At 69.2% G+C, this 22,917-nt stretch carries 21 protein-coding genes and 1 pseudogene; 12 read left to right on the forward strand and 10 right to left on the reverse strand.

The features are described from left to right. Positions 1–165: 165 nt before the first annotated feature. Complete coding sequence (locus ACFWBB_RS15515; protein WP_385271384.1) at positions 166–1,002, forward strand: phosphotransferase; 837 nt, start codon at positions 166–168, stop codon at positions 1,000–1,002. An 86-nt stretch (positions 1,003–1,088) separates the two neighbouring features. On the opposite strand, the gene ACFWBB_RS15520 is transcribed toward ACFWBB_RS15515, so the two are convergent. Together ACFWBB_RS15520 and ACFWBB_RS15525 are read right to left on the reverse strand one after the other, a co-directional pair. Then, the gene (locus ACFWBB_RS15520) at positions 1,089–1,334 is read right to left on the reverse strand and encodes a hypothetical protein (RefSeq protein ID WP_385271387.1); all 246 of its coding nucleotides are present in this window, start codon (positions 1,332–1,334) and stop codon (positions 1,089–1,091) included. A 169-nt stretch (positions 1,335–1,503) separates the two neighbouring features. Continuing rightward, on the reverse strand, positions 1,504–4,743 hold the full coding sequence (locus ACFWBB_RS15525; protein ID WP_385271390.1) for a Tat pathway signal protein: 3,240 nt from the start codon (positions 4,741–4,743) through the stop codon (positions 1,504–1,506). A gap of 180 nt (positions 4,744–4,923) precedes the next feature. Here ACFWBB_RS15525 and ACFWBB_RS15530 point away from each other — a divergent pair, with 180 nt between their 5' ends. Beyond that, a complete protein-coding gene (locus tag ACFWBB_RS15530; RefSeq protein ID WP_385271393.1) occupies positions 4,924–5,970 on the forward strand; it encodes an IS630 family transposase in 1,047 nt (348 codons plus the stop codon). Between the two features lie 194 nt (positions 5,971–6,164). On the opposite strand, the gene ACFWBB_RS15535 is transcribed toward ACFWBB_RS15530, so the two are convergent. From ACFWBB_RS15535 to ACFWBB_RS15545, 3 genes are all read right to left on the reverse strand, one after another. Further along, a complete protein-coding gene (locus ACFWBB_RS15535; RefSeq protein WP_385271396.1) occupies positions 6,165–7,634 on the reverse strand; it encodes an oxygenase MpaB family protein in 1,470 nt (489 codons plus the stop codon). After that, positions 7,631–8,350, reverse strand: coding sequence for a polyprenyl diphosphate synthase (gene uppS / locus ACFWBB_RS15540; protein ID WP_142270741.1), 720 nt, complete (start codon positions 8,348–8,350; stop codon positions 7,631–7,633). Before uppS ends, ACFWBB_RS15535 begins: the two co-directional genes overlap by 4 nt. An 889-nt stretch (positions 8,351–9,239) precedes the next feature. Beyond that, the gene (locus tag ACFWBB_RS15545) at positions 9,240–9,650 is read right to left on the reverse strand and encodes a hypothetical protein (RefSeq protein ID WP_385271399.1); all 411 of its coding nucleotides are present in this window, start codon (positions 9,648–9,650) and stop codon (positions 9,240–9,242) included. Positions 9,651–9,953: 303 nt separating this feature from the next. On the opposite strand from ACFWBB_RS15545, the gene ACFWBB_RS15550 reads away from it, so the two are divergent. Continuing rightward, positions 9,954–10,340, forward strand: a complete 387-nt coding sequence (locus tag ACFWBB_RS15550; RefSeq protein WP_385271402.1) for a DUF6247 family protein — start codon at positions 9,954–9,956, stop codon at positions 10,338–10,340. Between the two features lie 323 nt (positions 10,341–10,663). Here ACFWBB_RS15550 and ACFWBB_RS15555 read toward each other — a convergent pair. From ACFWBB_RS15555 to ACFWBB_RS15565, 3 genes and pseudogenes are all read right to left on the reverse strand, one after another. Continuing rightward, positions 10,664–11,216 (reverse strand): annotated as a pseudogene (locus ACFWBB_RS15555) (transposase); the annotation flags it as partial. Further along, on the reverse strand, positions 11,174–11,671 hold the full coding sequence (locus ACFWBB_RS15560; RefSeq protein WP_385271405.1) for a hypothetical protein: 498 nt from the start codon (positions 11,669–11,671) through the stop codon (positions 11,174–11,176). The pseudogene ACFWBB_RS15555 and the gene ACFWBB_RS15560, both read right to left, overlap by 43 nt. A gap of 606 nt (positions 11,672–12,277) precedes the next feature. After that, positions 12,278–12,712 carry a nuclear transport factor 2 family protein gene (locus ACFWBB_RS15565; RefSeq protein ID WP_385271408.1) on the reverse strand — a complete coding sequence of 145 codons (435 nt, stop codon included), beginning with the start codon at positions 12,710–12,712 and terminating at the stop codon, positions 12,278–12,280. A gap of 184 nt (positions 12,713–12,896) precedes the next feature. Between ACFWBB_RS15565 and ACFWBB_RS15570 the strand changes: the two genes are divergently transcribed. Continuing rightward, positions 12,897–13,796, forward strand: coding sequence for a helix-turn-helix transcriptional regulator (locus ACFWBB_RS15570; RefSeq protein ID WP_385271411.1), 900 nt, complete (start codon positions 12,897–12,899; stop codon positions 13,794–13,796). A gap of 152 nt (positions 13,797–13,948) precedes the next feature. Here the strand turns inward: ACFWBB_RS15570 and ACFWBB_RS15575 are convergent, their stop codons facing one another. Continuing rightward, positions 13,949–14,188 carry a hypothetical protein gene (locus ACFWBB_RS15575; protein WP_385271414.1) on the reverse strand — a complete coding sequence of 80 codons (240 nt, stop codon included), beginning with the start codon at positions 14,186–14,188 and terminating at the stop codon, positions 13,949–13,951. Positions 14,189–14,535: 347 nt separating this feature from the next. On the opposite strand from ACFWBB_RS15575, the gene ACFWBB_RS15580 reads away from it, so the two are divergent. From ACFWBB_RS15580 to ACFWBB_RS15605, 6 genes are all read left to right on the forward strand, one after another. Then, positions 14,536–17,193, forward strand: a complete 2,658-nt coding sequence (locus ACFWBB_RS15580; RefSeq protein ID WP_385271417.1) for an RICIN domain-containing protein — start codon at positions 14,536–14,538, stop codon at positions 17,191–17,193. A gap of 10 nt (positions 17,194–17,203) precedes the next feature. Then, on the forward strand, positions 17,204–17,587 hold the full coding sequence (locus ACFWBB_RS15585) for a transposase (protein ID WP_385271420.1): 384 nt from the start codon (positions 17,204–17,206) through the stop codon (positions 17,585–17,587). 369 nt (positions 17,588–17,956) lie between these two features. Beyond that, a complete protein-coding gene (locus tag ACFWBB_RS15590) occupies positions 17,957–18,175 on the forward strand; it encodes a transposase family protein (RefSeq protein ID WP_385271423.1) in 219 nt (72 codons plus the stop codon). Between the two features lie 474 nt (positions 18,176–18,649). Next, entirely contained in the window at positions 18,650–19,387 is a 738-nt protein-coding gene (locus ACFWBB_RS15595) for a phosphotransferase (protein WP_385271426.1), read from the forward strand. Positions 19,388–19,462: 75 nt separating this feature from the next. Next, the gene (locus ACFWBB_RS15600) at positions 19,463–19,918 is read left to right on the forward strand and encodes a hypothetical protein (protein ID WP_385271429.1); all 456 of its coding nucleotides are present in this window, start codon (positions 19,463–19,465) and stop codon (positions 19,916–19,918) included. Between the two features lie 72 nt (positions 19,919–19,990). Then, entirely contained in the window at positions 19,991–20,824 is an 834-nt protein-coding gene (locus ACFWBB_RS15605; RefSeq protein ID WP_385271432.1) for a transposase family protein, read from the forward strand. 315 nt (positions 20,825–21,139) lie between these two features. On the opposite strand, the gene ACFWBB_RS15610 is transcribed toward ACFWBB_RS15605, so the two are convergent. Beyond that, positions 21,140–22,014 (reverse strand): IS5 family transposase gene (locus tag ACFWBB_RS15610; RefSeq protein ID WP_385271435.1). Its coding sequence is split into 2 segments (ribosomal slippage): positions 21,140–21,621 and positions 21,621–22,014, totalling 876 coding nucleotides; the frame shifts between segments, so codons are not numbered across the junction. Positions 22,015–22,182: 168 nt separating this feature from the next. Between ACFWBB_RS15610 and ACFWBB_RS15615 the strand changes: the two genes are divergently transcribed. Next, complete coding sequence (locus ACFWBB_RS15615; RefSeq protein WP_385271437.1) at positions 22,183–22,578, forward strand: luciferase family protein; 396 nt, start codon at positions 22,183–22,185, stop codon at positions 22,576–22,578. Between the two features lie 27 nt (positions 22,579–22,605). Then, a complete protein-coding gene (locus ACFWBB_RS15620) occupies positions 22,606–22,821 on the forward strand; it encodes a three-helix bundle dimerization domain-containing protein (RefSeq protein ID WP_385271440.1) in 216 nt (71 codons plus the stop codon). Positions 22,822–22,917 lie beyond the last annotated feature (96 nt).

Genomic DNA, 22,917 nt, shown 5'->3' on the forward strand with positions numbered 1-22,917 from the left:
CCCCCTGTTCCGCCACCCTTCGCCGGGCGCACCATGGAGTTTGATGCTCGGGCCCGGCCCGGGGGTGGGGGCGACGGCGGGATCCTCAGCCGGCTCGCTCCTCCACACAGCTCCCTACCTGTTCGCTGGCCGGGGTGCCTGCTACGCCCGGCCGATCGCCCTACGGTGGGCCCCGCCCTGAACGTCAGCCCGGAGCACGCGGTATTCGTCGGGGACAGCCCTACCGACATGACCGCGGCCTGCGCCGCCGGAGTCCTTGCGCTCGGTGCGGTCTGGGGCTGGCACCCTCCCGCCGCTCTCCGCGCGGCCGGAGCCGACCACCTCCTGCCCGAGCCCACCAGCATCGGACCGTCCCTCCTGCGCCACCTGCCCCTAATCATCGCCCACCTGGACGGCCCGCACCCCGATCTCTCCCCGGCCTCCGGCGACGCCGAACAGACCTGGGCGCTGCTGGACAAGCTCACCTCCAGCCCCGCCACGGCCCCCTACGCCGCGGCAGTGAGCACCACGCCCTCCACCACGGCGGCCCTGCACGGCTGGGACGAACTGCTCGCCGATCCGCCGGCCGACCTCGCCCCCGCCGCCCGCGCACACCTGCCGCAGCTCGCCGCACTGGAAGCCGCCTGGCCCGCCCTCGCCCACGGCAACCGCATCGTCCACGGCGACCTGCGGGCCGACAACATGGTCCGCGACCACCACCTTGGCGTGACCTTCGTGGACTGGGCACACGCCACCACCGGTCCGGCCTGCATCGACGCCGCCTCCCTCGCCCCGCAGCTCATCCTCGCCGGACAGACGCCCGCAGACATCGCCCGTCTGCTCCGCGACCACCCCGCCACCGCCGGCAGCCCCGAGACCACCACAGCGTTCCTCGCCGCACTCACCGGCCACTGGCACCGCAACGCCCGCAAGCCCGCACCCCCCGGCGCCCCAGGACTGCGCGCCTACCAGCACCGCGCTGCGGCAGCCGGTCTCGCGCTCCTCGGCTACCGCCTGAGCTGAAAGCGCAGCTGCCTCGCTCTCGTGTCAGTGGCTGGTCGACCCCGTGTCAGTGACGTGGGCCTCTCGCGTCAGCAGAAAACCAGGCGTCAGCCCACCCACCCGATGTCCCGGACCTCGATCGCCCCGGCGTGCGGCATGAACTGGATCCAGCAGCGCCGTCCGAACGCCTCCCGGATCTCCTCCACGGAGCCCGGGTCACGGACATCGGGCCAGGCCCGCGGATCCATCCGCGCGACCTCCACGAGCGCCATCACCTCCCGCCGGGCCCGGTCGTCCGGCAGCTGCGCCAGGACCTCCACCGCGAGCTCCTCCACCACCACGCCGTAACGCATCCGCACCCCGGTCTGATCGACTCGGGCAGCAGCGTACGAACCGCCGATCACGTTCCGGCCTGTGGATAAACTGATCGGGCGGCGAGGGGTACATCCCTGGACGACAATCAGCCGTACCGGAGTCGGTGGGCTGACCGCCTCCGACCCCGGTACGCACGCGGCGGACGTCCTACCGGGCGACCGCGCCGGTCGCCTTGCTCACCGCCGAACCGTCCAGATGTCCGGTACGGCGCGCGACCACCTTCACAGTGATCTTCTTGCCCTTCTGTGCCGACTTCAGCACCAGCGAGGACTTGGTCGCCCCGCTGATCGCTGTGCCGCTCGCGTACCACTGGTACACGTACGACGTGGCCGCCGGGCTCCAGGTACCGTTGGCGGCCTTCAGCGTCCTGCCGACCTTCGCCGTGCCGCTGATCACCGGCATCCTGGTCGCCCTGGGCGCGTCACCCTTGGCGACGGTCACCGCCGCGGAGGTCCCCGACGCGGTCGTCCAGCCGCTGCGGGCCGCCGTCACGGTCACCGTGAGCTTCTTGCCGAGCAGCGCCGCGGGCAGGGTGTACGAGGAGGCCGTCGCTCCCGCGATCGCCTTGCCGTCGGCGTTCCACTGGTAGGTGTAGGAGGACGGCGCCGTCGACCAGCTGCCGGGAGCCGCGGTGACCTTGGCGGCCACCTTGGCCGTGCCGGTCACCTTGGGGACCGCGGTGTTCGCCAGGGCCGGCGGGGTCACCGTGAACGACCCGCACGGGTACTGGATGCCCCGCTGGATCACGCTGACGCTCCACGTCGTGCCCGAGGCGACGCCCGACAGGTCCACGGTCGCGGTCAGTGTCCGGTTGTCCGCGGACACCGATGCCGTCGTGGCGACCAGCCTCGTAGCGCCGTTGTCCAGCCGGACCACGGCGTCGGCGCCGAGCGCGGTACCGGTCACCTTCAGAGTGACCTTGCTGCCGGCGGTACCCGTCTGGGGAGTCACCGCCGTCGCGCTCGGACGGTCCGTGCCGCACAGTGACGCCGTGCAGGTCAGATTGGTGCTGTAGGAGGTGGTGGACGCCTTCTCGGGAAGGCCGAGCAGGAACACCGTCGGACTGGCCGCGGTGTCCGTGCCGGCGGCACAGTTATAGGAGGTGGTCCACAGCTGGCAGCCGTTGACCCACTTGCTGCTGTAGAGGGCGGGCACCGCCGTCGTCGTGGCCCCGGACGTGTCCTTGATGTCGGCGGTGAAGCGGTCGAACCAGGCGGTCGGCAGCACCGCGCACACCGCGCTGTGCGCCTCGTCGAGGGCGCCGGTGACCGGCCCGTAGCCGTAGGCGACCGACGGGACCCGGGTGCACTCGGGCGCCGGACCCTCGGCGGTCGCGATCCGCAGGGCGTCCAGCCGGTACTCGGGTGCGGCTTTCAGCGTGACCGGGGTCTGCACGAGCACCTGGTGGGTGGTGAAGCCGGTGACCGCGCAGGAGACGTTGCGGAAAGCGCATTCCAGCACTCCGTCGCCGCCTATGACGGCCGAGTTGGCGGTGCCCAGGGCGTCCCGCACGTTGACGTGCACGACGTCGGTGGCCGCGCCGGTGGTGATCTGGTGGCAGGTGAGGGTGCCGGGTACGCCGGCCGTGCCCGGCACGGACGGCCCGCCGACCTTGGCCGCCGCGGTCTTCGCGCAGCCCGCCGAGGATGCGGTGGCGGTGACGTCGCGCCGGGCCAGCGTGTACGTGGCCGCCTGGTCCCGGCCGGTCACCAGCACGGTGTGGGCCTCGCCCGGTGTCAGCGGGCATACCGTCCAGCCGTTGGTGGTGGCCAGGCGCTCGCAGACCTTCTTACCGGCGGCGTCAACCACCGAGAAACCGGCGCTCGCGGTTCCGGAAGTGGCGACCAACTGAAAGACCTCGGCGGCCGTGTGGGCGTTCGCCGGGATGCCCAGGCACTGGGAGAAGACTCCGTCGCCCGTGCCGAACGTGGCCTTCGCGCCGTTGGCGGTGAAGCCACCGGCGGGCAGCACGGCGCAGCCGTCGGAGGTGTCGGTGCGATGGAGGGCCAACGTGTACGCGCCGATGGCGTCGTCGCCGCCGTCCTCGGTGTGCACCAGCGCTCGGTAGGGGGCCGTTCCGGTCAGCGCGCAGTCGCCACCGGCGAGCCTGCCCGCGCCGCACTGCGGGGTGCCTTCCCGGTCGACGACCTCCACGTCGGCGTCCACGCCGGGCGAGGAGAGCGGGGTGAGGGCAGCGATCCGCGCGCCCTGCGGATAGGGCAGCGTCAGGCAGTCGTACTGCCCCGCCGTGGTCAGCTCGCCCCGGTACGAACCGGTCCCGACGGCGACACACCCGGCGTCCGACGCGCGGTCGAGGACGACCAGCCCGTCCCGCAGGTCACGGAAGGGGTAGGACCCGTCGAGGACGGCGGTGTAGGTTCCCGCGGCCGGGAGGGCGCAGGGGCCGGCCGCGGCCTGGCACACCGTCAGCCCGGCGGCGTCGTACACCCGGACCGGGCCGGTGTCCTGGTTCTCGCTCAGGTAGTGCACGTCGTACGGGCCGGCCCGGTCGGCGGTGAACGTGAAGCAGGGGTTGGTGGTCGCGTCCTGCGCGGCCAGCGGCCCGAACGGCCGGACCGGGGCGGTGGTGCACCCCTGCGGACCATCGAGCCGACGGGCCTTCACCGCGTACTCGGCGGGAAAACCCCGCTCCGTGTAGGAGACGCGGGAAACGACCCGGTAGGGACCGTCACCGGGCAGCGCGCACGTGTTCTCGTCGTTCTCGGGAAAGTGCGGGCAGATACGGGTGCCGGTCTCGTCGGTGATCCAGGCGATGGACTCGCCGTACACCTTCGAACCCCGGGTGAGCCGGATCCGCTCGCCGGGCGCGGCCTCGAAGGGCTGACAGTCGACCTCCACGGGGCTGACCGTCGTACGGGCGAGGTCCGGCTGGTCCCAACGGGTGCCGACCGGGTCGGCGCAGCCGCGGGTGGAGGCGAGCGACACGAAGGTGACGGCGGTGTCCTGAGGCTGCCAGTCACGGTTGAAGACCGACAGCGTGTACGTGCCCGCCGCGGGGACCGTGCACATCTCGTAGATGGTCCAGCTGTCTCCGTCGCAGTCCACGGGGGTGCCGTCCGCGGCCAGGAGGCTGGTGTATCCCTGGTAGCTGCTGTCGTTCAGCGACACCTGGTAGAGGCCAGGCGTCTCGGCGGTGACGGTGTAGCAGGTGCTCGCGTCGCCCGCGACGGTCGCCTCTCCAACGGCGTCCCCCGGGTCACCGAACGGCGCGGTCGCGAGCGTCGCGCACGCCGGGTCGACAGGATCGTCGGCCTGCGCGGTGCCCGCCACGGTGAGGCCGAGCAGCGAGGCGAGCAGCGGGACGGCGGCGAGTAGCGCGACGGCCCGCCGCCGTCTCGCCGGCGGACAGGAATCCGCTTCGGTCATCTGAATCCCCCCTGTATCAGCGGTCATTGAGGCGATGGTCGCACACAGGTACGACACAGCACTCGCGGGTTTCCCGGGGGGAGAGGGAGCCGAGGGTGGGGTGGGTGCGCTGCCGCTTCAGCAGATGACGACGAGGGGCAGCGCCTGCTGCGGATCATCCGCCGGGGCAGCGGGTCGGTGGTGACGTGGCGGCGGGCGCAGATGGTGCTGCTGTCCGCGCAGGGCGTGCCCGTGGCGAAGATTGCCGAGGTGACGTTCACCAGCGCGGACCTGGTCCGGGATGTGATCCACAACTTCAATGCCGATGGCTTCGACTCCCTCTACCCGAAGTACAAAGGCGGTCGGCCCAGGACATTCACCCTGCCCGAGCGGCGCGAGATCAAGAAGATCGTCAAGTCCAGGCCGGCCGAGCACGGCCTGCCGTTCTCGACCTGGAGCCTGGCCAAGCTGGCCGACTTCTTGGTCGCCGAGGGGGTGGTCGACGACATCAGCCACGAGGGCCTTCGGGTCCTGCTCCGCGAGGAGGGCGTGTCGTTTCAACGCATAAAGACCTGGAAGACCTCCCGTGATCCCGACTATGCCGCGAAGAGAGCTCGCGTCGAGCACCTCTACGCGATCGCCGACGGCGAGGTCATACCCGAGGAAGGCGAACCCGAAGTCGTCTTATGCCTGGACGAGTTCGGCCCGCTCAACCTCCAGCCCCACCCCGGGCGGCAGTGGGCCGAGCGCGGCGGACGGCACAAGGATCCCGACCGGGAACCGAGGCCCCGCAGGCGGGCGACCTACACCCGTCCGCACGGGGTCAGGCACCTGTTCGCCGCCTACGACCTCGGCAGGGACAAGCTCTACGGCCACATCAAGCCGAAGAAGAACCGGACGAGGTTCCTGGAGTTCTGCCGCTACCTGCGCAGCCTTTACCCGCCGGAGATCCGCATCGTGATCGTGCTCGACAACTTCTCCCCGCACCTGACCACGAAGAAGGACAGCCGGGTCGGCGACTGGGCCGCGGCCAACAACGTCGAGTTCGCCTACACGCCCACGAACAGCTCGTGGCTGAACCGCATCGAGGCCCAGTTCACCGCCCTGCGCTACTTCACCCTCGACGGCACCGACCATGCCAGCCACAAGGAGCAGGGCAGCATGATCCGCCGCTACATCATCTGGCGAAACCGCCACGCCGACGATCAACGGCTACTCGCCGTGGTCGACAGGGCCAACGTTGCCTGATGCGGCACTAGTCTAGTGACGTGCCGGGCGCCGCGACACGATGAACCATTCCGGTCACGGCACTAGCCACCCCGGCCACCCCCGAGTTCACGAGGGAACGGCCCGCTCCGGACCCAGAGTGCCAGCGCGCGTTCGGCCGCCGTGTTTCGCGGGCGGAGTGCCGGTACCCGGGGGCGGCGCGTCCCACGGGTTTGTCAGGCGTCGGCGAGGAGGGGGTCATACGGGGTGTTCGTGCGGCGGCCTGCCATGAAGGAAAGGAAGTCCCCCACGAAGGCGCTGCGGCCGTAGGTGCCGTCGGTGGTGGTGAGGTCGCGATGGAAGGCGGTGCGGAAGAGCGCCCGGTGCTCGTCCGCGTCGATGGTCCCGCTGCCGTCTTTGTCGGTGGCGTCGAAGAGCACCTCAGCGACGCGGATGAGCGCGGGCCCGGCGAGGGAGGGGACGGCGGCAGCGTACTCGTCGGCGCTGACGCGGCCGTCGCCGTCCGTGTCGAGGGTGGCCTGGAGTTCGCGCCACCAGGCGGCGAAGGCGTCGTAGAGGCGGGTCTCCTCGGGTTCGTCCAGGTCGAGGCGGGTGGCCATTTCGCGTGCCATGGCGGCGAGGTCAGGCCAGTCAAGGTGGCCGTCGCCGGTCTGGTCCAGCACCTGACGGAAGAACTCCTCCGCCGAGCGCCGGCCCTCTCCCATGACCCGCGAGGCGGCCGGGACTGGGTCGGGGCCGGTCTCATCGCTCAGTGGTGTGAGGAGGCGGAGCAGGGCCAAGGCCCGCTTCGTGCGGGCGCGCAGCGCGGCCACGGTCCGGGCGCGGGGGTCGTCGCTGTCGGGTGAGAGGGAGAGGGTCTCGATGATGGTTTCGGCATCGATCCAGCCCTCGGGCAGGAATCGAGTGAGCCCGGCGGCCAGGTAGGCGCCCTGCATGAGGGTCGGCGCGCCAGGCATCTCGGGCAGGCCGGCCCTGCGCCGGTAGGGCTCGGGGAGCGAGGCGACGGTGATCGCGCCGAGAAGCGGACCGACGACGGCCCGGCCCGCCGCCCACAGTGTCGGTGCGCCGGCGAGCAGCGCGGGGGCGGGCAGGTGGTCGAAGAGCCGGTAGAGGATAACGCGGGCCGCCTCGGTGTTCTCCAGCTCCTCCTCGACGACCCTGTCGAAGTACCGCCAGAAGTCGTTCAGGTCGTCGGGGAGTTCTCCGGCGTCACCGTCTAGCGCGGCGAGGAACACGCGGTACTCGGCGTACATGCGCTCCATGGTGTCCTGGTCGAGCGGCTGGCCGCTCAGTCGGCACATGGTGACAGCGCTCTCGAAGAGGGCGGCGACCACCCAGGCGCGGGTCGCGCGGTCCATGGCGTCGTAGGCGCGGCCGCGAGAGTCGGAGCCGCTCATGCGGGCGTGCAGTCTGTTGAGGCGGGCCGCCTCCCGTTCGCGTACCGCCGGATCGGCGTCGAACATGCGCCGCATGCTGAGGAAGGTGTTGCGCAGCCGACGCCAGGGGTGGGCGACGAAGGTGGAGTTGTCGGCGAGGGCGGCACCGATCTGCGGGTGGGCGGCCTCCAGCACGGTGGCGCGGATCATGGCCAGCGCCCAGCGCGGGTCGTCGAAGAAGGCGCGGAACTGCGACTCCGGCCCAAACAGAGGTGCTTCGTCGGCCGTTGTGGTGGTTCCAGTCGTCATGACGGGTCTCCGTTCGTCTGGGGCGGCACGCCGCCGAAGCGGCGGTCACGGCGCCGGTAGGTGTGCAGGCAGGCGAGGAAGTCCGGGGCCCGGAAATCCGGCCAGAGCGCCTCGGGGAAGACCCACTCGGCGTAGGCGACCTGCCAGAGCATGAAGTTCGAGATGCGCTGCTCGCCGGAGGTGCGGATGACGAGGTCCACGTCGGGGGTGTCGGGGAACGGCAGGTGATCCGCGAAGAGCCGCTCGGTCACCTCCTCGGCGGGCGTCCCGCTTCGGATCAGCGACCTAGCGGCGTCCACGATGTCCCGGCGTCCGCCGTGGTCGAAGGCGACGGTCAGCGTCATCCCACGGCTGTCGGCGGTCAGCGTCGCCAGATCCTCGAAATCCTGAGCCAGCTCACGTGGGATGCGCGGGTCCGCAGCCCCGAGGAAGCGGCAGCGGATGCCGCGGGCGAGCAGCAGCGGCGCGTGCTTGCGCACAACCCGGCGGACCAGGCGCATCAGGTAGTCGACCTCAGAACCAGGACGGTTCCAGTTCTCGGTGGAGAAGGCGTACAAGCTGAGCCACTCGACGCCGGCCGCCCGGGCCGCCTCGATGATGTCGATGACGGTGGTCTCCGCAGCCCGATGGCCCGCCGTCCGGGGAAGCGAGCGCCGCTGAGCCCAACGGCCGTTGCCGTCCATCACACAGGCCACGTGCCGCGGCACCGCACGCACCGGCCCGTCGACTCGCCGCTGCTCGTCGCTGTCCTGTCGCCCACCCGGCCGGTCCCCCGTCGCCGCGCGTGCCCGCTGGACGCCCTGGTCCCTCACACCTAGCCCCGTTTCACCCGCAGCGGCACGGTCGGCCCTACCGCGCTCGGTCACGCCCACCCCGTATCGCCCATACGCCCCACCGGAGCGTCCCTCTCCAGGAGTCTGGCGTGAATGGAAGGGTCCTGACCGGCCAAACGAGGGCCCGTCACCCCTGACTCATCTGCACGATTCCCTTCGGCATCGGCTCCCGACCCCGGAGTCGTCTGCGCGGACGACGGCCCGAAGTTCACCGCCCTGCATGAACAGGCCCGGGAGACGTTCGAGAAGAATTCCGCAAGAAACCCAAGATGCCCCGACACAACGGCCGTGCGCTGTGCGACGGCTGCACCGCCCACAGTTGACATCCGCGTGTTCCGGGCGGATCTGTTCGGACCCGGCCCGGCACACGTCGTTTCACAGTGGATGAAGGAGATGACCATGGACACCAACCCCACCGCCCTGCTTCTCGACCTCGCCGCCAGCGCCCAGGATGTGAGCGACCGGGACGCGGTGCAGGACCTTCTCGCCAGGGGCCACCGCGCCTGGTGCGAGGGCCTCGCCGACGTCCAGTCCGGCATCCGCCGGAAGGCCGCGAACCTTTCCGACGCCCAGCTCGCCGAGTGGTGCGCTGCCGCGGGTACGCCGTGGGAGCAGGGGATGACACGCGGCGAGGCGCTCTCCGCGCTCGCGTTCGCGACCTGGGATGCCGCGCCGGCCGCCATGGCCTATACGGAGCTGGAAGAACGCGCCGCGCTCTTCGGTGTCTGCCTTCTAAAGTTGTCCCGTAAGTGGGTTCCGTGGTCGGTGGGCGTCAGAAGGAGGCCAGCGGGATGTCCTTCTCGATGCAGAGCCGCAGGACGCCCGCCAGCTGGCGGGCGTCCTCGATGTGCTGCTGGAGGAGCTGGTCGCCGCCCTCCCGTGCCCAGTGGTCGGTGATCGCCTCCAGCCGGACCAGAATGGACGCGCACTCGGCCGGCGAGAGGTCGTCAGCGCTGTCATCCGGATGATGGAGGAGTGGCTTCAGAGCGGTGGACACGTCGCTCCAGGGGCGCTCGCCGCCGAAGCCCCACATCTCGGAGAGGACGAACCCCTCGGTCTCCGCCAGACGCCGCCGGAACGCGGCAATGCCGCTGTAGGACCAGGAGACATCCGGACTTGCTGCTGTCTCCGTCGCCCGGGAAAAGAACCAGCCCCATGTGCCCTCCCTGCTTGCCGCGCACACAGGATCGAGGACTTGGGGCAGCGTTCAGAGCACGAACCCGTGCTCTGACGCCGCGGAAGACGCGTCTCGGCTCAACTATGCCGAAGCGCGATGATTGTCATCGTCGGCCCGCATCGGCCTACGGTTCCTGCAAGGCAAGGCAACGTGGTTGTCACGGGGGCGGCGAGCTACTTGTCACTTGCAGCACAGAAGCACTGTTGTTGTCATTGGCTTGGGAGACCGTCGACCGCCTGAGCAGCACGGGGAGCTCCAGGCACTGTGCGGCCATGTGTCCGTGAATTCTGCAGAATGCGTCCAGGAGCCATGACGACCAGCCGGATGATGTGCCCCCGCTCCAGGCCGCCCCCGACCCGGCGCCCGCCCCTGCCGGGAAGATCTCGAAGAACGGCACCCGGGCGAGGTGCCGATGAGCGCGCAGCCGAACAAGCCCCCGCCCCGCCGCCCCCGGCCGCCGCCGCCCAACTGCGCGCCGACCGCCGCGCCGACACCTGGGTGCCGGCGTTCGAGCGGGACTGGGCGAAGGCCCTGGAGGACTCCCGCCACAGCTACAGCCTCACCCCCCTGCACGACGTCGTGCGTGCCTGGCAGCTGCGTGTCGCCGCGGCCCCGGCCATCGACGCCTACATGGGCTCCGGCCGGGACGAGTCCGGCTTCGTAGACCTGGACGACGTCCTCGGCGCCCGCCGGTGACCGCTCAGCCGTGGACGGTACGCCTGTCCCCGCAGGCCGGGTGCTCCCCGAGCTCCCTGCGCCCGCCAACTCCGCGACGTCCTGGACATCACCGTGCGTTCCCCGTGGGGCTGACCCCAGTGGAACGCCGGGGACCCGGAAGGTGAGGACGTCCGCGCCGCCACCATCGGGCAGCTGTCCGTCGTCTACGTGATCAACCGGCTGACCCGGCGTCTGTCCGTCCTGGATGTCGAACCTCCTGCTGGCCACCACCTGATTTCTCGTCAATGCCGTCTGGCTCCGAGCCCTGCGGTTCAAAAACACCTACTGAGCTTGTTCTTTATCTACCAAGATCTTCCGGGCTTGCCGATGGCCTTGAGGGTCTCGGGGCGCTTGACGGTTTTACCGACGTCGTAGCGGGGTGCCCGGTGCTTGTTCTTGGTGCCGGGTGGCCGTCCGGGGCCGGTGCCTCGGGGTTTGGGAACACGGGCCGGGCAGGCAAGGTGAGGGCGGATGTTCCGGAACCCTCTGCGGACCCGGGCCGGAGTGAGCCGGTTGAGCAAGGCAGGTTTCTCCCAGGGCCGGCGGAGGTCTTCGGCGGGTGGTCGGGCGAGCCGGAGCTGGGTGTGGGCGATCCAGGTCCAGCGGTCCGCCGCCTCGGGAGTGCGCAGTTTCGGGGTGGTCCATCCGAGGGTCTGCTTCGCGAAGCGGAAGGTGTGCTCCAGATCGAAGCGGCGGAGAAAGACCTGCCGGAATCGGTCCACGTCGTCGGGGGGTGGCACCGGTCTTGGAGGACCATGACCACACTGGCGGGGCATCCCGTTCTTTCGACAGGTACTCGACCTTCAGCCTGATCAACATCCCCTCAACCAGGGGAAGTTCACCGTCGTGGTCGAGCGGCGTCGATGGTCGCAGTTCCGAACGGCAGCAGCAGCGCGCTGGTCCTCATGCGGCTGCAAGAGTGACCGTCGGTGCTCGGTCTGGCGGCGGGGGCGGGCCAGGCGGGACATGAGGGTGATGAATACCCAGATCGCGCCCATCTGGGCCATGACGGTGCGAATATAGGGGTCGTGGGGGGTCTTGGTCTGGTGCGGTAGGAGGATCCCGGCGATGAAGTTGGCAACGCGGTGGTGCACGGTGCCGAAGAAGGCCCGCTCGTAGCCGATCCACACCTCCGGCGCGTCGTCCAGCAGCCGGTATCCCCACTTCCGGTCCCAGGTCACGGGCGGCAGACCGCGCGCGGCGGCGACCTGGCGCAGGTGCGCGAGCCCGGTGTGGATCTGCGCGCGGGTGCGTTCGGTGGCGGCCATCAGCTGGGTGACGGTCAGTCCGGCGGGGCGGGCCTCCTGCACGGCGCTGAGGATCGCTTCGGCGTGGACGTGAGCGGGGACACCCCGCCCCATCGCCTACTCACCCGAGCCCTTCAGCAGCTTCTGGAGCTGCTCGTCCAGGTCGACCTCGGAAACCGTCAGAGCGCACGGCCCCACGGTGAAACACTATGACAGCCGCCGTATACGCGGGCTCACAACCCGGCGTCCACCGCGCGCCGCCTGTGCCAGGCCGCTTGCGGCAGGCGGGAGAGCAGTACGTTGCCGAGGCAGGATATTCAACCCCGACCGTCCAGGACGCCCCGCACTCCGGACATCTGGACGTCACACCGACCTGGACTGCCTCGGCCCTCGCCCGCGCCCGCCGCATCCGCCGCCAGTGCCGCGACCGGCAAGCAGACGAACAGAACACCGCCGTAGCCTTCGCCGAAGGCATCAGCGGGCCACCGCACCCGCGACACGATCGCGGCCCCGAGTCGTCGTCCGTGGTCACGACCAGCCGCAGCCGGGGCACTCCGTCCCTGCACATGCCCGCTCCGTACGACTGGTGCGGATGCCTGCCGACCACCCGATGACCTCAGCGAAGCGGATCTCCGCGTGCACCACTGGAAGACCCGACGAGCGTCGTGGTCAGCGAGTGCCCGCCTCGGCGCGCGTGTAGAACGCGGCGAGTTCGTGGGGGTTCTTGGTGTAGACGTCGATCTTGCGGACCATGCCGTCCTCGACCTGGTGGATCTCAACCATGGTCAGCGGGAACTTCTCACCGGTGGTGTGGGCTGTGAGCGTTCCGGTGAGCGTTCCGATGACGCCGGCCGGGCCCTCGAATACCTCGGCATCGGTAATGGCGACGTTGGCGTAGCCCATCATCGCGCCGAGGATCGACTGCACGAACACCTCGCGGCCCTGGTGCACGCCGCCGTAGGGGAGCTGGTTCGGCTCATCGACGATCACCTCGGGGGCGAGCTTTGCCAGGACACCCGGCACATCGCCCTTGCTCAACGCGTCATACAGCCCTCGCACGACATCCGCGGGGCTCTCCGTCACCATCTCGATCTGGTTGCTCATCTGGTGTGTCCTGTCAGTGTTCAGGTGCTGCCGACCGGGGCGCGTGCGTCCTCGCACCGGTCGGGCCCCGGGAGGACCGGGGCACGCACCATGCAACGCGAGACGGCCGTGACGGGGGAGTCCTTGCTGTGAGGGGTACTGGCAGGGCCCCCCACCTGTCACGCAGCCTGCCTACCCTGGCCTCATGGACAACAGGGACGCAGTCAGCGCATTCCTCCGCTCCCGACGCGACAAGATCACCCCGGAGCAGGCCGGTCTGCCGACGTACGGTCAGCGCCGGGTGCCCGGACTGCGCAGGGGAGAGGTCGCCACACTCGCCGGCGTGAGCGTCGAGTACTACACGCGCCTGGAGCGCGGCAACCTCCAAGGGGTCTCCGACAGTGTGCTCGACACCCTCGCCCACGCCCTGCGGCTCGACGACACCGAGCGCATGTACCTGTACGACCTCGCCCGCGCTGCCGGACCGGCGCCGCAAACGCGGGCACCGCGGCGGGAGAGCCGACCGACGGTGCGGCCGAGTGTGGCGCGGATCGTCGATGGCATGCCGGAGCTGCCGGCGTACGTGATGAACAACCGCCTCGATACGCTGGCCGCCAACCCGTTGGGCCGGGCCCTGTACTCGGAGATGTATGCCGACCCGACATGCGGGGCGAACGTCGTCCGGTTCGCGTTCTTCAACTCCGCAGCCAGGCGGTTCTACACCGACTGGGAGCGCATGGCACGCTTCGCCGTGGGCGCGCTGCGCATCGAGGCGGGGAAAAACCCCTACGACCGGGAGCTGTCGAACCTGATCGGTGAACTGTCCACCCGCAGCGACGCCTTCCGCCTGATGTGGGGCTCGCACGACGTGCATGTCTTCCGCGAGAGCACCAAACGCCTCAACCATCCGCTCGTCGGCGAACTGGAACTCGATCAGGAGACCCTGAGCCTGCCGGACGAAAGCGGCCTGAGCGTTGTCGTCTACAGCGCGCCCCCCAGAACCGCCGCGGAGGACGGCCTGAAGCTACTCGCCAGTTGGTCCGCCACGACCGGACAGGAGCAGGACGCGCAATCCACGAGCAACCCGCCGCCCCGGCAGGCCTGACGGGGCCGTACTGGCCCCTTTCCGGCGCTCAGTCGAGACTGTCACCCGGCGCGAGCAAGCCAGTGAGTTCGGCGATCGCCTCCGGTTACGGCTTGAAATAGCGGCACCCGTTCCAAGTCGCACTGACCTGCACCGAAGGCACGCCCACCTTGTCATGTCAGGACCCGACACAGCGTCTCACCGACCTGCCGGGTCATGACCGGCCCGCCGACCCGTGTGACGACGGCGAGAATGGGCTGGTACTCCGGCGGAAGCGCAGACTCCTCCACGCCCGGCGCGCACTCGGGGACCATCCGTACTGTCTGCCCGGCCACAGACGCCGTCACCGGTGCGGCCGCCGCCCGCTCCTGGACCACCTGCTCGCTCATCCGCGCCAGGACCCGTTCGGCCACGGCGAGTTCGTCCCGCTCGGCACGCCGGTATGTAGCGACTCAACGCGCCGCCCCTCCATCTGAGTCCACGCGTGTTCCGTCATGAACGGATGATCGATGGCCACCAGAAAGATCGCTCGCCGCGGCAACCATTTCCGCGGCGGCGGCAACTTGCCGGTGGGCTCTGAAAGCTGACCCGGTGCTGGATCTTGGTTCCGTCACTGGACTTTTCAGAGCCCACTGACAGCAACTGGTGATTGGATCCGGCGCGAACGTCCCCGGGTCGCACATCAGGCGACCGTGACAACCCGGCTGACCTGCGTCCGGCCACACGTGCCGATGGCGGCGGCAGCGAGGAGGACTTCCCCATGAGCGACACCCCCGAGCACGGCACACCTACCCGCCGAAGAGAGCAGGAGACTCCGCGTAAGCGCGGTCGCCACCGCCGCCGCTGGATGGGAACCGGGCTCCTGCTGTTCGTCGCCGCTCTGGTAGTGCCCTCCTACTTCCTGCTCTCCCAGCAGAAGTCGCAGGCAGCAACGATCACCAGTGGCGCCTACTACCGGCTTGCGGCCGTACACAGCGGCAAGGTCCTTGACGTCCCGGGCTTCTCCACCGCGAGCGGCACGACCCTGCAGCAGTGGACCGACCAGGGCAGCATCAACCAGCAGTGGCAGCTCAAGGCCACCGACGACGGCTACTACGAGCTGGTCAACCGCAACAGCGGCTTGGTCATGGGCGTCCACGACGCCTCGACGGCGAACAAGGCGGCCGTCGAGCAGCAGACCGAGACCGGTGCCACCAGCCAGCAGTGGAAGATCGATGACGCGAGCGGCGACGCGGTCACGCTCACCTCACGAGCCAGCGGTAAGCTGCTCGATGTCTCGGCGAAGTCCAAGGCCGACGGCGCCGGGGTCATCCAGTACAGGGACACCGGCCGCACCAACCAGCGCTGGAAGCTCGTTCAGCAGCCCACGACCACCAGCGCCACGGGGACGTACGCCTGGCGCAACGCGCAGATCAACGGCGGCGGCTTCGTCAACGGGCTGGTCTTCAACGCCAGCCGTAAGAACCTGCTGTACGCGCGCACCGACATGGGCGGCGCCTACCGCTGGGACGCCTCGGCCGGGGTGTGGACGCCGCTGAGCGACTGGGTCAGTGCCGAGGACTGGAACCTGATGGGAATCGAGTCCCTGGCCACCGACTCCGTCGATCCCGACCGGCTCTACCTGGCCGCGGGCACGTACACCAACGACTGGGCCGGCAACGGCGCGATCCTGCGCTCCACCGACCAGGGCGCGACCTTCAAGCGAACCGACCTGCCCTTCAAGCTCGGCGGTAACGAGGACGGCCGCACGATGGGCGAGCGTCTGGTCGTCGACCCGAACGACAACAGCACGCTCTACCTCGGCACGCGCAAGAACGGCCTGTGGCGCAGCACCGACTACGGCGTCACCTGGAGCCAGGTCACCTCGTTCCCGGTCACCGACGGCGCGAGCAGCGGAGTCGGCATCTCCTTCGTCACCTTCGACCCGAAGAACGCCAAGACCGTCTACGCGGGAGTGGCCGACAAGACCACCAGCCTCTACCGGTCCACCGACAACGGCGCCACCTGGAAGGCCGTGTCCGGCCAGCCCACAGGCCAACTGCCGCAGCACGGCGTCTTCTCCTCCGACGGCACGCTGTACCTGTCGTACACGGACGGCACCGGCCCCAACGGCGTGACCGCCGGCTCAGTGTGGAAGTACACCTCCACCAGCGGGACCTGGAAGAACATCTCCCCGTCCAGTGGCAGTTACGGGTTCGCCGGGCTCGCGGTCGATCCGGAGCACCCGTCCACCGTCATGGTCGCCACCCTCGACCGCTGGTGGCCCTCCGACGAGCTGTACCGCTCCACCGACGGCGGCTCCAACTGGACCGCGCTCGGCGCCACATCCGAGCGTGACGACTCCGCGGCGCCCTACGTCGGCACCGGCATCGGCCACTGGATGGGTGCCCTGGCCATCGACCCCTTCGCGTCGGGCCACGTGCTCTACGGCACCGGCGCGGGCATCTGGGGCAGCGACGACGTGACGAACGCGGACAGCGGATCCGCCACCCACTGGACGGTACGGGCCAAGGGGCTGGAGGAGACCGCGGTCTTCTCCCTGATCGCCCCGCCCGGCGGCGCATCGGTGGTCAGCGGCCTGGCGGACGTCAGCGGCTTCCGTCACGACGACCTGACCGAGGTCCCCGACAGCGCGCTGAGCAGCCCGAAGTTCACCGCGACCACCAGCTTGGACTTTGCCCAGGACAAGCCCGACGTGATGGTCCGCGTCGGTCGCGGCGGCACCCAGGACGGCGCCTACTCCGCAGACGGCGGCAGCACCTGGACCGCGTTCGCCGGCGAGCCGGTCAGTGCCGCTGAAAGCGGCACTGTCGCGATATCCGCCGACGGAGCCACGATCATCTGGACCGAGTCAGGCCAGGACCCTTACCGCTCCACCGACAAGGGCACAACCTGGACCAAGGTCAGCGGACTGGGCACCGACGCCGCCGTGGTCGCCGACCGCTCCACCGCCGGCACCTTCTACTCCCTGTCCGGTGGCACCCTCTACGCGAGCACCGACGGCGGCGAGACATTCGGCGCCCGCGCCACCGGACTCGGCAGCGGCCAGCTCAAGACCGTGCCGGGCCTCGCCAAGGACCTGTGGATCGCCGGCGGCAGCAAGGGACTCCTGCACTCCACCGACGGCGGCACCAGCTTCACCACGCTCGGCACGGTCCAGGACGCCAACGCCATCGGCTTCGGCAAGGCCGCCTCGGGCGCCGACTACCAGGCTCTCTACCTGGTCGGCACGGTGAAGGACACCTTCGGCGTCTTCCGCTCCACGGACAAGGGGGCCACCTGGGTGCGGGTCAACGACGACCAGCACCAGTTCGGCAACATCGACGGCACCGCCGTCATCACCGGCGACCCGGACGTCTACGGCCGGGTGTACCTCGGCACCAACGGCCGAGGCGTCCAGTACGGCGACCCGTCCTGACCCGTGTGGGGTGGGGGCGGCTCACCCCGAGTGCCGCCCCCCCCCCCCCGCCGAGTGGTACCGCACTACCCGCAGCAGAAGACAGCCGGGCGGGCGGGGACGGTTCGGCAGGTGTGCTGGAACGCTGAACTGCGCCGATGACGATCGACGACGACTGGATGATGCCCGAGGGCCAACACGGTCCCGTTTCAAGGGCATTGACAACCGCGGTCTCGCCTTAACTACGCGGCCTTGGAAGTACTCGTTGGAGTTGCGTGAGCGTGCGGTGCGGATTTATCGCACCACGGACCCGAAGCCGCAGATCAAGAAGCTGGCCGTCGACCTCGGTGTGCATCCCGAGGCCCTGCGCGGCTGGATCCGTCAGGCCGAGGCGGACGCCGGGGAAGTGCGATGACCGGCTGACCACCGACGAGCGGGCCGAGCTCGCCGCGCTGCGGAAGGAGAACGCCCTGTCACCAGAACACGGTGGTCTGGGCCCTGACCTGATGGGGCCGCAGGTGTGTCGGACCTGGGTCCGCGTTGGCCGATCTTGGACCGAACGCCCGGTGACCGACCGCACCATCGGGCGATGACCGTGTTCAGCCCAGCGTCCATTGCTGGTTGCTCTGGCCGTTGTAGGTCCAGAGTTCGGCGAGGTGCCGTTGGCGGTGGAGGCGCCGGAGACGTCCAGGCACAGCGTGGTACCGGCCACTGTCAGGAAGCTGTGAGAAACAGGTAGGCCGATCTCGGCTGCATCGGCCTCAACGACGAGGCCGATGACCCCGTGGTCGTCACCGGCTTCAAGGCCACCCGCGCCCGCAAACTCACCCCAGGCCAGAAGGAAGCCAACCGGGTACTCGCCGCCGGACGGGCCCCGGTCGAACACGGCTTCGCCCACCTCAAGAACTGGCGGACGCTCACCAAGCTCCGCACGAATCCAGCCCGCGCCACCCACCTCCTGCGCGCCCTGCTTGTCCTGACGAACCTCGAAGTCAACCGCTGACGGACGATCTACACGACAGACTGCTGCCCACGACCAGCCCAAGCACCCCGAGCGACCGTCACGGAATCCCACCTGACCAGCCAACTTCAAGATGGCGGGGTCTCACTGAGTGGAGTCCACCGGCAGGAGTAGTGGACAGCATCGTGTGGGAGTGCGCGACATCGACGGGGGCGATGCCGCGCAACCACTCGGTGCGCGCCCGTCGCGTTTCTCCTTGACCTCGGCTCAGGTCAAGGAGAAACGCGCCGCCCTCAACCGGTCCACTTCACCGCACAGACCCCACCCGATGCGCACCACTGAGCCTCCGCCAACTTGAAGTCGCAGGTCAAAGGGCTGGTGTGACCGGCTCTCGGGGGTGCTCACGCTGGTCGTCGGCGGCTGTCTGCGGAGTAGATCATCTGGCGGAGTTGTCTCGGGGGCGGATCAAGCGTCAGGACAAGAGCGTTGGAGGTAGCGATCGTGCAGGGTGGACGGATGTCTGAGTCGTTTTTGCCTGGAGGTTTTGTCAATGCGGTTGTTCGTGTCGGGGAGACGGTGCGCCGTCCAGCGTCGGCTCGCACGAAGTTCATGGGTGATCTGCTGAGGTTGTTTGAAGCCAGTGGCTGGAGTGGTGCTCCGCGGTATCTCGGTGTGGACGACGAGGGCCGTGAGGTCCTCAGTTACCTCGATGGCCATGTGGCATGGGAGCCGCAACAACCTGCCGCCGTGTCATCGGACGAGAGTCTGGTGACGGTCGCCCGGCTCGTGCGGGAGTTCCACGACCTGTCGGCCGGCACCCCGCTGGCCGGAGACCAAGAGGTCGTGTGTCACAACGACCTGTCGCCCAAGAACACCGTCTATCGCCAGTCCAGTGGCGAGCTTCGCCCGACGGCATTCATCGACTGGGACCTTGCTGCGCCTGGCGCGCGGATCCACGACATCGCTCATGTCTGCTGGCAGTACCTCGATCTGGGCCCTTCGGTTACCGACGTCGAGGAGACAGCCCGGCGCATGAGACTGATCGTTGACAGCTACGTGCTGTTGGACCGGCACCGTCTCGTGTCCACGATCTTGTGGTGGCAGGACCGGTGCTGGCGGGGCATCAAGGCCCAGGCCGATGCGGGTGACGTCGCCATGGCCCGGCTCCGGGACGCAGGGGCGGTGACGCAAGTTCAGACGGCCTATCAGTGGGTTTCCGATCATCGGGCTGCATTGGAACGCTCAGTGCGGTGAGCGCGTGGGCAACGGCCGCAGCCGGTTCGCTGATTGCATCCCGTGGCAGTCGGACGGCCTTCTACGATCCGACGCATGCTGGATCCCGAACTCCTGGAACGGATCACCGCGCGCCGTGCGGAACTGGACGAACTCGAAGAGCAGCTGGCCAAGCAGCTGGCGGAGGTGCGGGCCGAGCGGGACGAACTCGCCGTCGCCGAACGTGTCCTTGACCGGGTGAGCGAGCAGCTCGCCGACGAACGCGCCTCGGCCGCGCCGGCGCCCGGGCAGGTGGGCGGCCGGGCGGTGATGCTGATCCCGCACCGCACGCCGGATGTGGAGGAGACCATGCTCCCGCCGGACTACCAGCGCATCCTGGCTGCCGTGCGGCAGGCCGCCGGACCGGTCATGGCCCGCCAGGTCGGCGAGATGCTGGGCGTCGACGTCACTGTGCGGGCCAGGCTGGAACCGCTGCGGGGGAGGCCAGTCAGACTCGTTGATCGCGGCTGGCTGCGCAAACTGCCCGACGGTCGCTTCACCACCCGCCTGTGACCGGGGACGCCATCGCCCAGGGTGCTGCGCCACGGGCGTAACCGCGGTGCCCCCGGCGGCCGTTGGAATTGTGTGACGAAAACCAAAGAACGCGCCGAGGGCACCTGCCCGCTTGTCTACCAGTGCCGTCTGCCGCTGTCCACGCGGACCGTCAACCACCTCGCCGGTCTGCTGCGTCGCCATCTGAAGGCGATACGGTCCAGGTGGCGGGTCCTGCCGCCCGGACGGATCGCGGTGATCGTCCTGGCCGTGCTGCGCCACGACCAGCGCCTGGCCGACATGGCCGCCGGCAACAACGTCTCCGAGTCCACCGTCCGCCGATGGCGCGACGAGCTGATCGCCCTTCTCGCCGCTCAGGCACCGCGCCTGAACCGCGTCCTGAAGAAGGTCGCCAAACGGGGCGGGGAGGTGGTCCTGATCGACGGCACCCTCATCCCCACCCAGCGCCGCACCAGGAAGGCCGACCGGCGGAACTACTCGGGCAAACACCACCATCACGGCCTGCACTTCCTCGCCCTGACAGACGAGAAGCGCCGCCTGATCTGGATATCCGCCGCCCGGCCCGGCCGCACCCACGACATCACCGCCGCCCGCCACGACCGCATCCTGGCCCACCTGCGCGCCGCCGGCCTCGGCGCCCTCGCGGACCTCGGCTTCCGCGGCCTGGACAACGACGTACGCGACCCCGTGATCATCACCGGCTTCCACGCCAGCCGCACCCACAAGCTCACACCCGGCCGGAAGACCGCCAACCGCGTCCTCGCCGTCGGACGCGCACCGGTTGAACACGGCTTCGCCCACCTCAAGAACTGGCGGACCCTCACCAAGCTCCGAACCGACCCCGCCCATGCGACCCGCCTCCTGCGCGCCTTGCTCGTTCTGACGAACCTCGAAGTCAACCGCTGACAGACGATCTACTCCGCAGACAGCCGCCGACGACCAGCGTGAGCACCCCGAGAGCCGGTCACACCAGCCCTTTGACCTGCGACTTCAAGTTGGCGGAGGCTCACTCCCGCGCCGCCGGCCGCACCGGTGCGCACCACCCACCGAGTGGATGCGCCCCGGATGGACGGTGGTGCGCATCGTGGTGCGCACCGGATGGACTCGGTGCGCACCCACCCGCACGGTGGTGCGGTCACCGGTGCAGAGCCACCACGGTCTCCACTGGGAGTCCGGGAGGATCAACCGGACATGCCCTGTGGGTGCTGGGACGGCTGCTGGTCATAGCCACTCGTTGATGGCTGCGACCAGTACGGTTGCCTCGTAACGGACGGCGAGCTTGTCATATCGCGTGGCGACGGATCGGTGGCGCTTCAGCCGATTGATCCCGCATTCCACCGCGTGGCGCTCCTTGTAGTCGGCCGTGTCGAATTTGGGCGGTCGGCCGCCTCGGGAGCCGAGCTTCTTGCGGTTGCGGACCTGGTCGGCCTTCTCCGGAATGGTGCACGCGACACCTCGTCTGCGCAGGTAGGCGCGGTTCGCGCGAGAGCCGTAGGCCTTATCGGCACGGACCTTGTCCGGCTTGGTGCGGGGCCGGCCCGGGCCAATGCGGGGTACCCGGATGCCCTCCAGCACGGGCTGGAACTGCGGGCTGTCGTGCCTCTGTCCGGCGGTCACGAGCAGGGACAGAGGCTTCTGTCCCTGCTCGACCGCAAGGTGCAGCTTGGTGATCAGTCCGCCGCGCGAGCGTCCGAGGCCGTGGTCGTCAGGCTCGGCGTCGACGCCACCAGGAGGCTCCTTCTGCAGATCCCCCTTTTGCGAGCCCCGGCGGCGTGTTGGTGCACGCGGGCGATCGTGGAGTCCACGCTGACATCCCACGTGATCAGGCCCTTCGCATCGGCCTCGGCCTGCAGTTGCTCGAAGATCCGCTTCCACGTGCCGTCGCGTTGCCACCGCCGGAAGAGGTCGTAGGCCCGATCCCACGGCCCGTACCGCTCGGGGAGATCCCGCCACGGCGCACCAGTCCTGGTCCGCCACCGTATGCCGTCGATCAGCTGCCGACGGGGCCACGTCGGCAGCCGTCCTGGCTTCTTGCCCGTCGGCAACAGCGGTTCAAGCCGGGCCCACTGGCCATGCGTCAGATCACCACGCCTCACGGCAAGTGATCATTTCACGACCTTGATCCACTTTCGCAACAGACCCTAGTTGGCCATCGGCAACGCCAGTGGGCCAACCACACGTCATTCGGACATTCGGACACTGCGACTTGGTTACGGATCTCCCGCGTTCTGGTGGCTGTGCGGTGAGCTGGTCATGATGGGCGCATGACGTTGGCCGCGCATGCGTTCACACAGCTGGCGACTTGGCCCGATCTCGCTGAGGTGGAGCCGAGCTGCGGCATCGGTCGTGCACTCGCCTCAGCCCATGGCGAGATTGCGCACTTCCATTCCGGCATGGACGTTGACCTGTACCTCACGGCAAGGGCCATCCGGCAGTTCGAAGACCACCTCACGGGCGCCTCCGCCGTCCGGCTCGTGCCTGGCTCACATTGGGTGACGCTCCACCTGGATGTCTCCGCAGACATCGACCTGCTCATGACCTTGGTCAGCCTTGCCTTGCAAGCTCAACAGGCATGGCCGGTTCCAGGCGACGGCCCACGCACACGATGCAATGATCAACACAGCGGGACACTTCCGCATGAGAATCTCAGCGGAAACTGAGCAGCGCCCTTCCAGACAGGTGGCACCGTGGCAGACAAGGCACGCGAAGAAGACGCCATTCGCGCAATCGTGGAGCGCCTGAACAACGCCTTCAAGGCGAGCCACAGCCCGGCCGAGGTCGAAGCAGCCGTAGCCAAAGCTCACGCCTCGTTCACCGACCGGCCTGTACGCGAGTTCGTCCCCGTGCTGGTCGAACGCCAGGCACGGAGCATCCTCAACGATCATTCGGCTGACGAAGCGTAGCCAGAAAGCTGTACGGCTGACCACCAGAGGGTCGCCCCTTGCGCACCCGCTGGCCATCTATCGGTGAACACAATGGCCAACCACGAGCGAGCGCCG

Source organism: Streptomyces sp. NPDC060000, assembly GCF_042737375.1.
In the GTDB taxonomy this organism is placed as follows: domain Bacteria; phylum Actinomycetota; class Actinomycetes; order Streptomycetales; family Streptomycetaceae; genus Streptomyces.

Coding starts and splice junctions, on each gene's coding strand:
- ACFWBB_RS15520 (WP_385271387.1), bottom strand. CDS start 1,334: ATGCGTTACGGCGTGGTGGTGGAGGAGCTCGCGGTGGAGGTCCTGGCG.
- ACFWBB_RS15525 (WP_385271390.1), bottom strand. CDS start 4,743: ATGACCGAAGCGGATTCCTGTCCGCCGGCGAGACGGCGGCGGGCCGTC.
- ACFWBB_RS15535 (WP_385271396.1), bottom strand. CDS start 7,634: ATGACGACTGGAACCACCACAACGGCCGACGAAGCACCTCTGTTTGGG.
- ACFWBB_RS15550 (WP_385271402.1), top strand. CDS start 9,954: ATGACGACCAGCCGGATGATGTGCCCCCGCTCCAGGCCGCCCCCGACC.
- ACFWBB_RS15565 (WP_385271408.1), bottom strand. CDS start 12,712: ATGAGCAACCAGATCGAGATGGTGACGGAGAGCCCCGCGGATGTCGTG.
- ACFWBB_RS15570 (WP_385271411.1), top strand. CDS start 12,897: ATGGACAACAGGGACGCAGTCAGCGCATTCCTCCGCTCCCGACGCGAC.
- ACFWBB_RS15580 (WP_385271417.1), top strand. CDS start 14,536: ATGAGCGACACCCCCGAGCACGGCACACCTACCCGCCGAAGAGAGCAG.
- ACFWBB_RS15595 (WP_385271426.1), top strand. CDS start 18,650: ATGTCTGAGTCGTTTTTGCCTGGAGGTTTTGTCAATGCGGTTGTTCGT.
- ACFWBB_RS15600 (WP_385271429.1), top strand. CDS start 19,463: ATGCTGGATCCCGAACTCCTGGAACGGATCACCGCGCGCCGTGCGGAA.
- ACFWBB_RS15615 (WP_385271437.1), top strand. CDS start 22,183: ATGACGTTGGCCGCGCATGCGTTCACACAGCTGGCGACTTGGCCCGAT.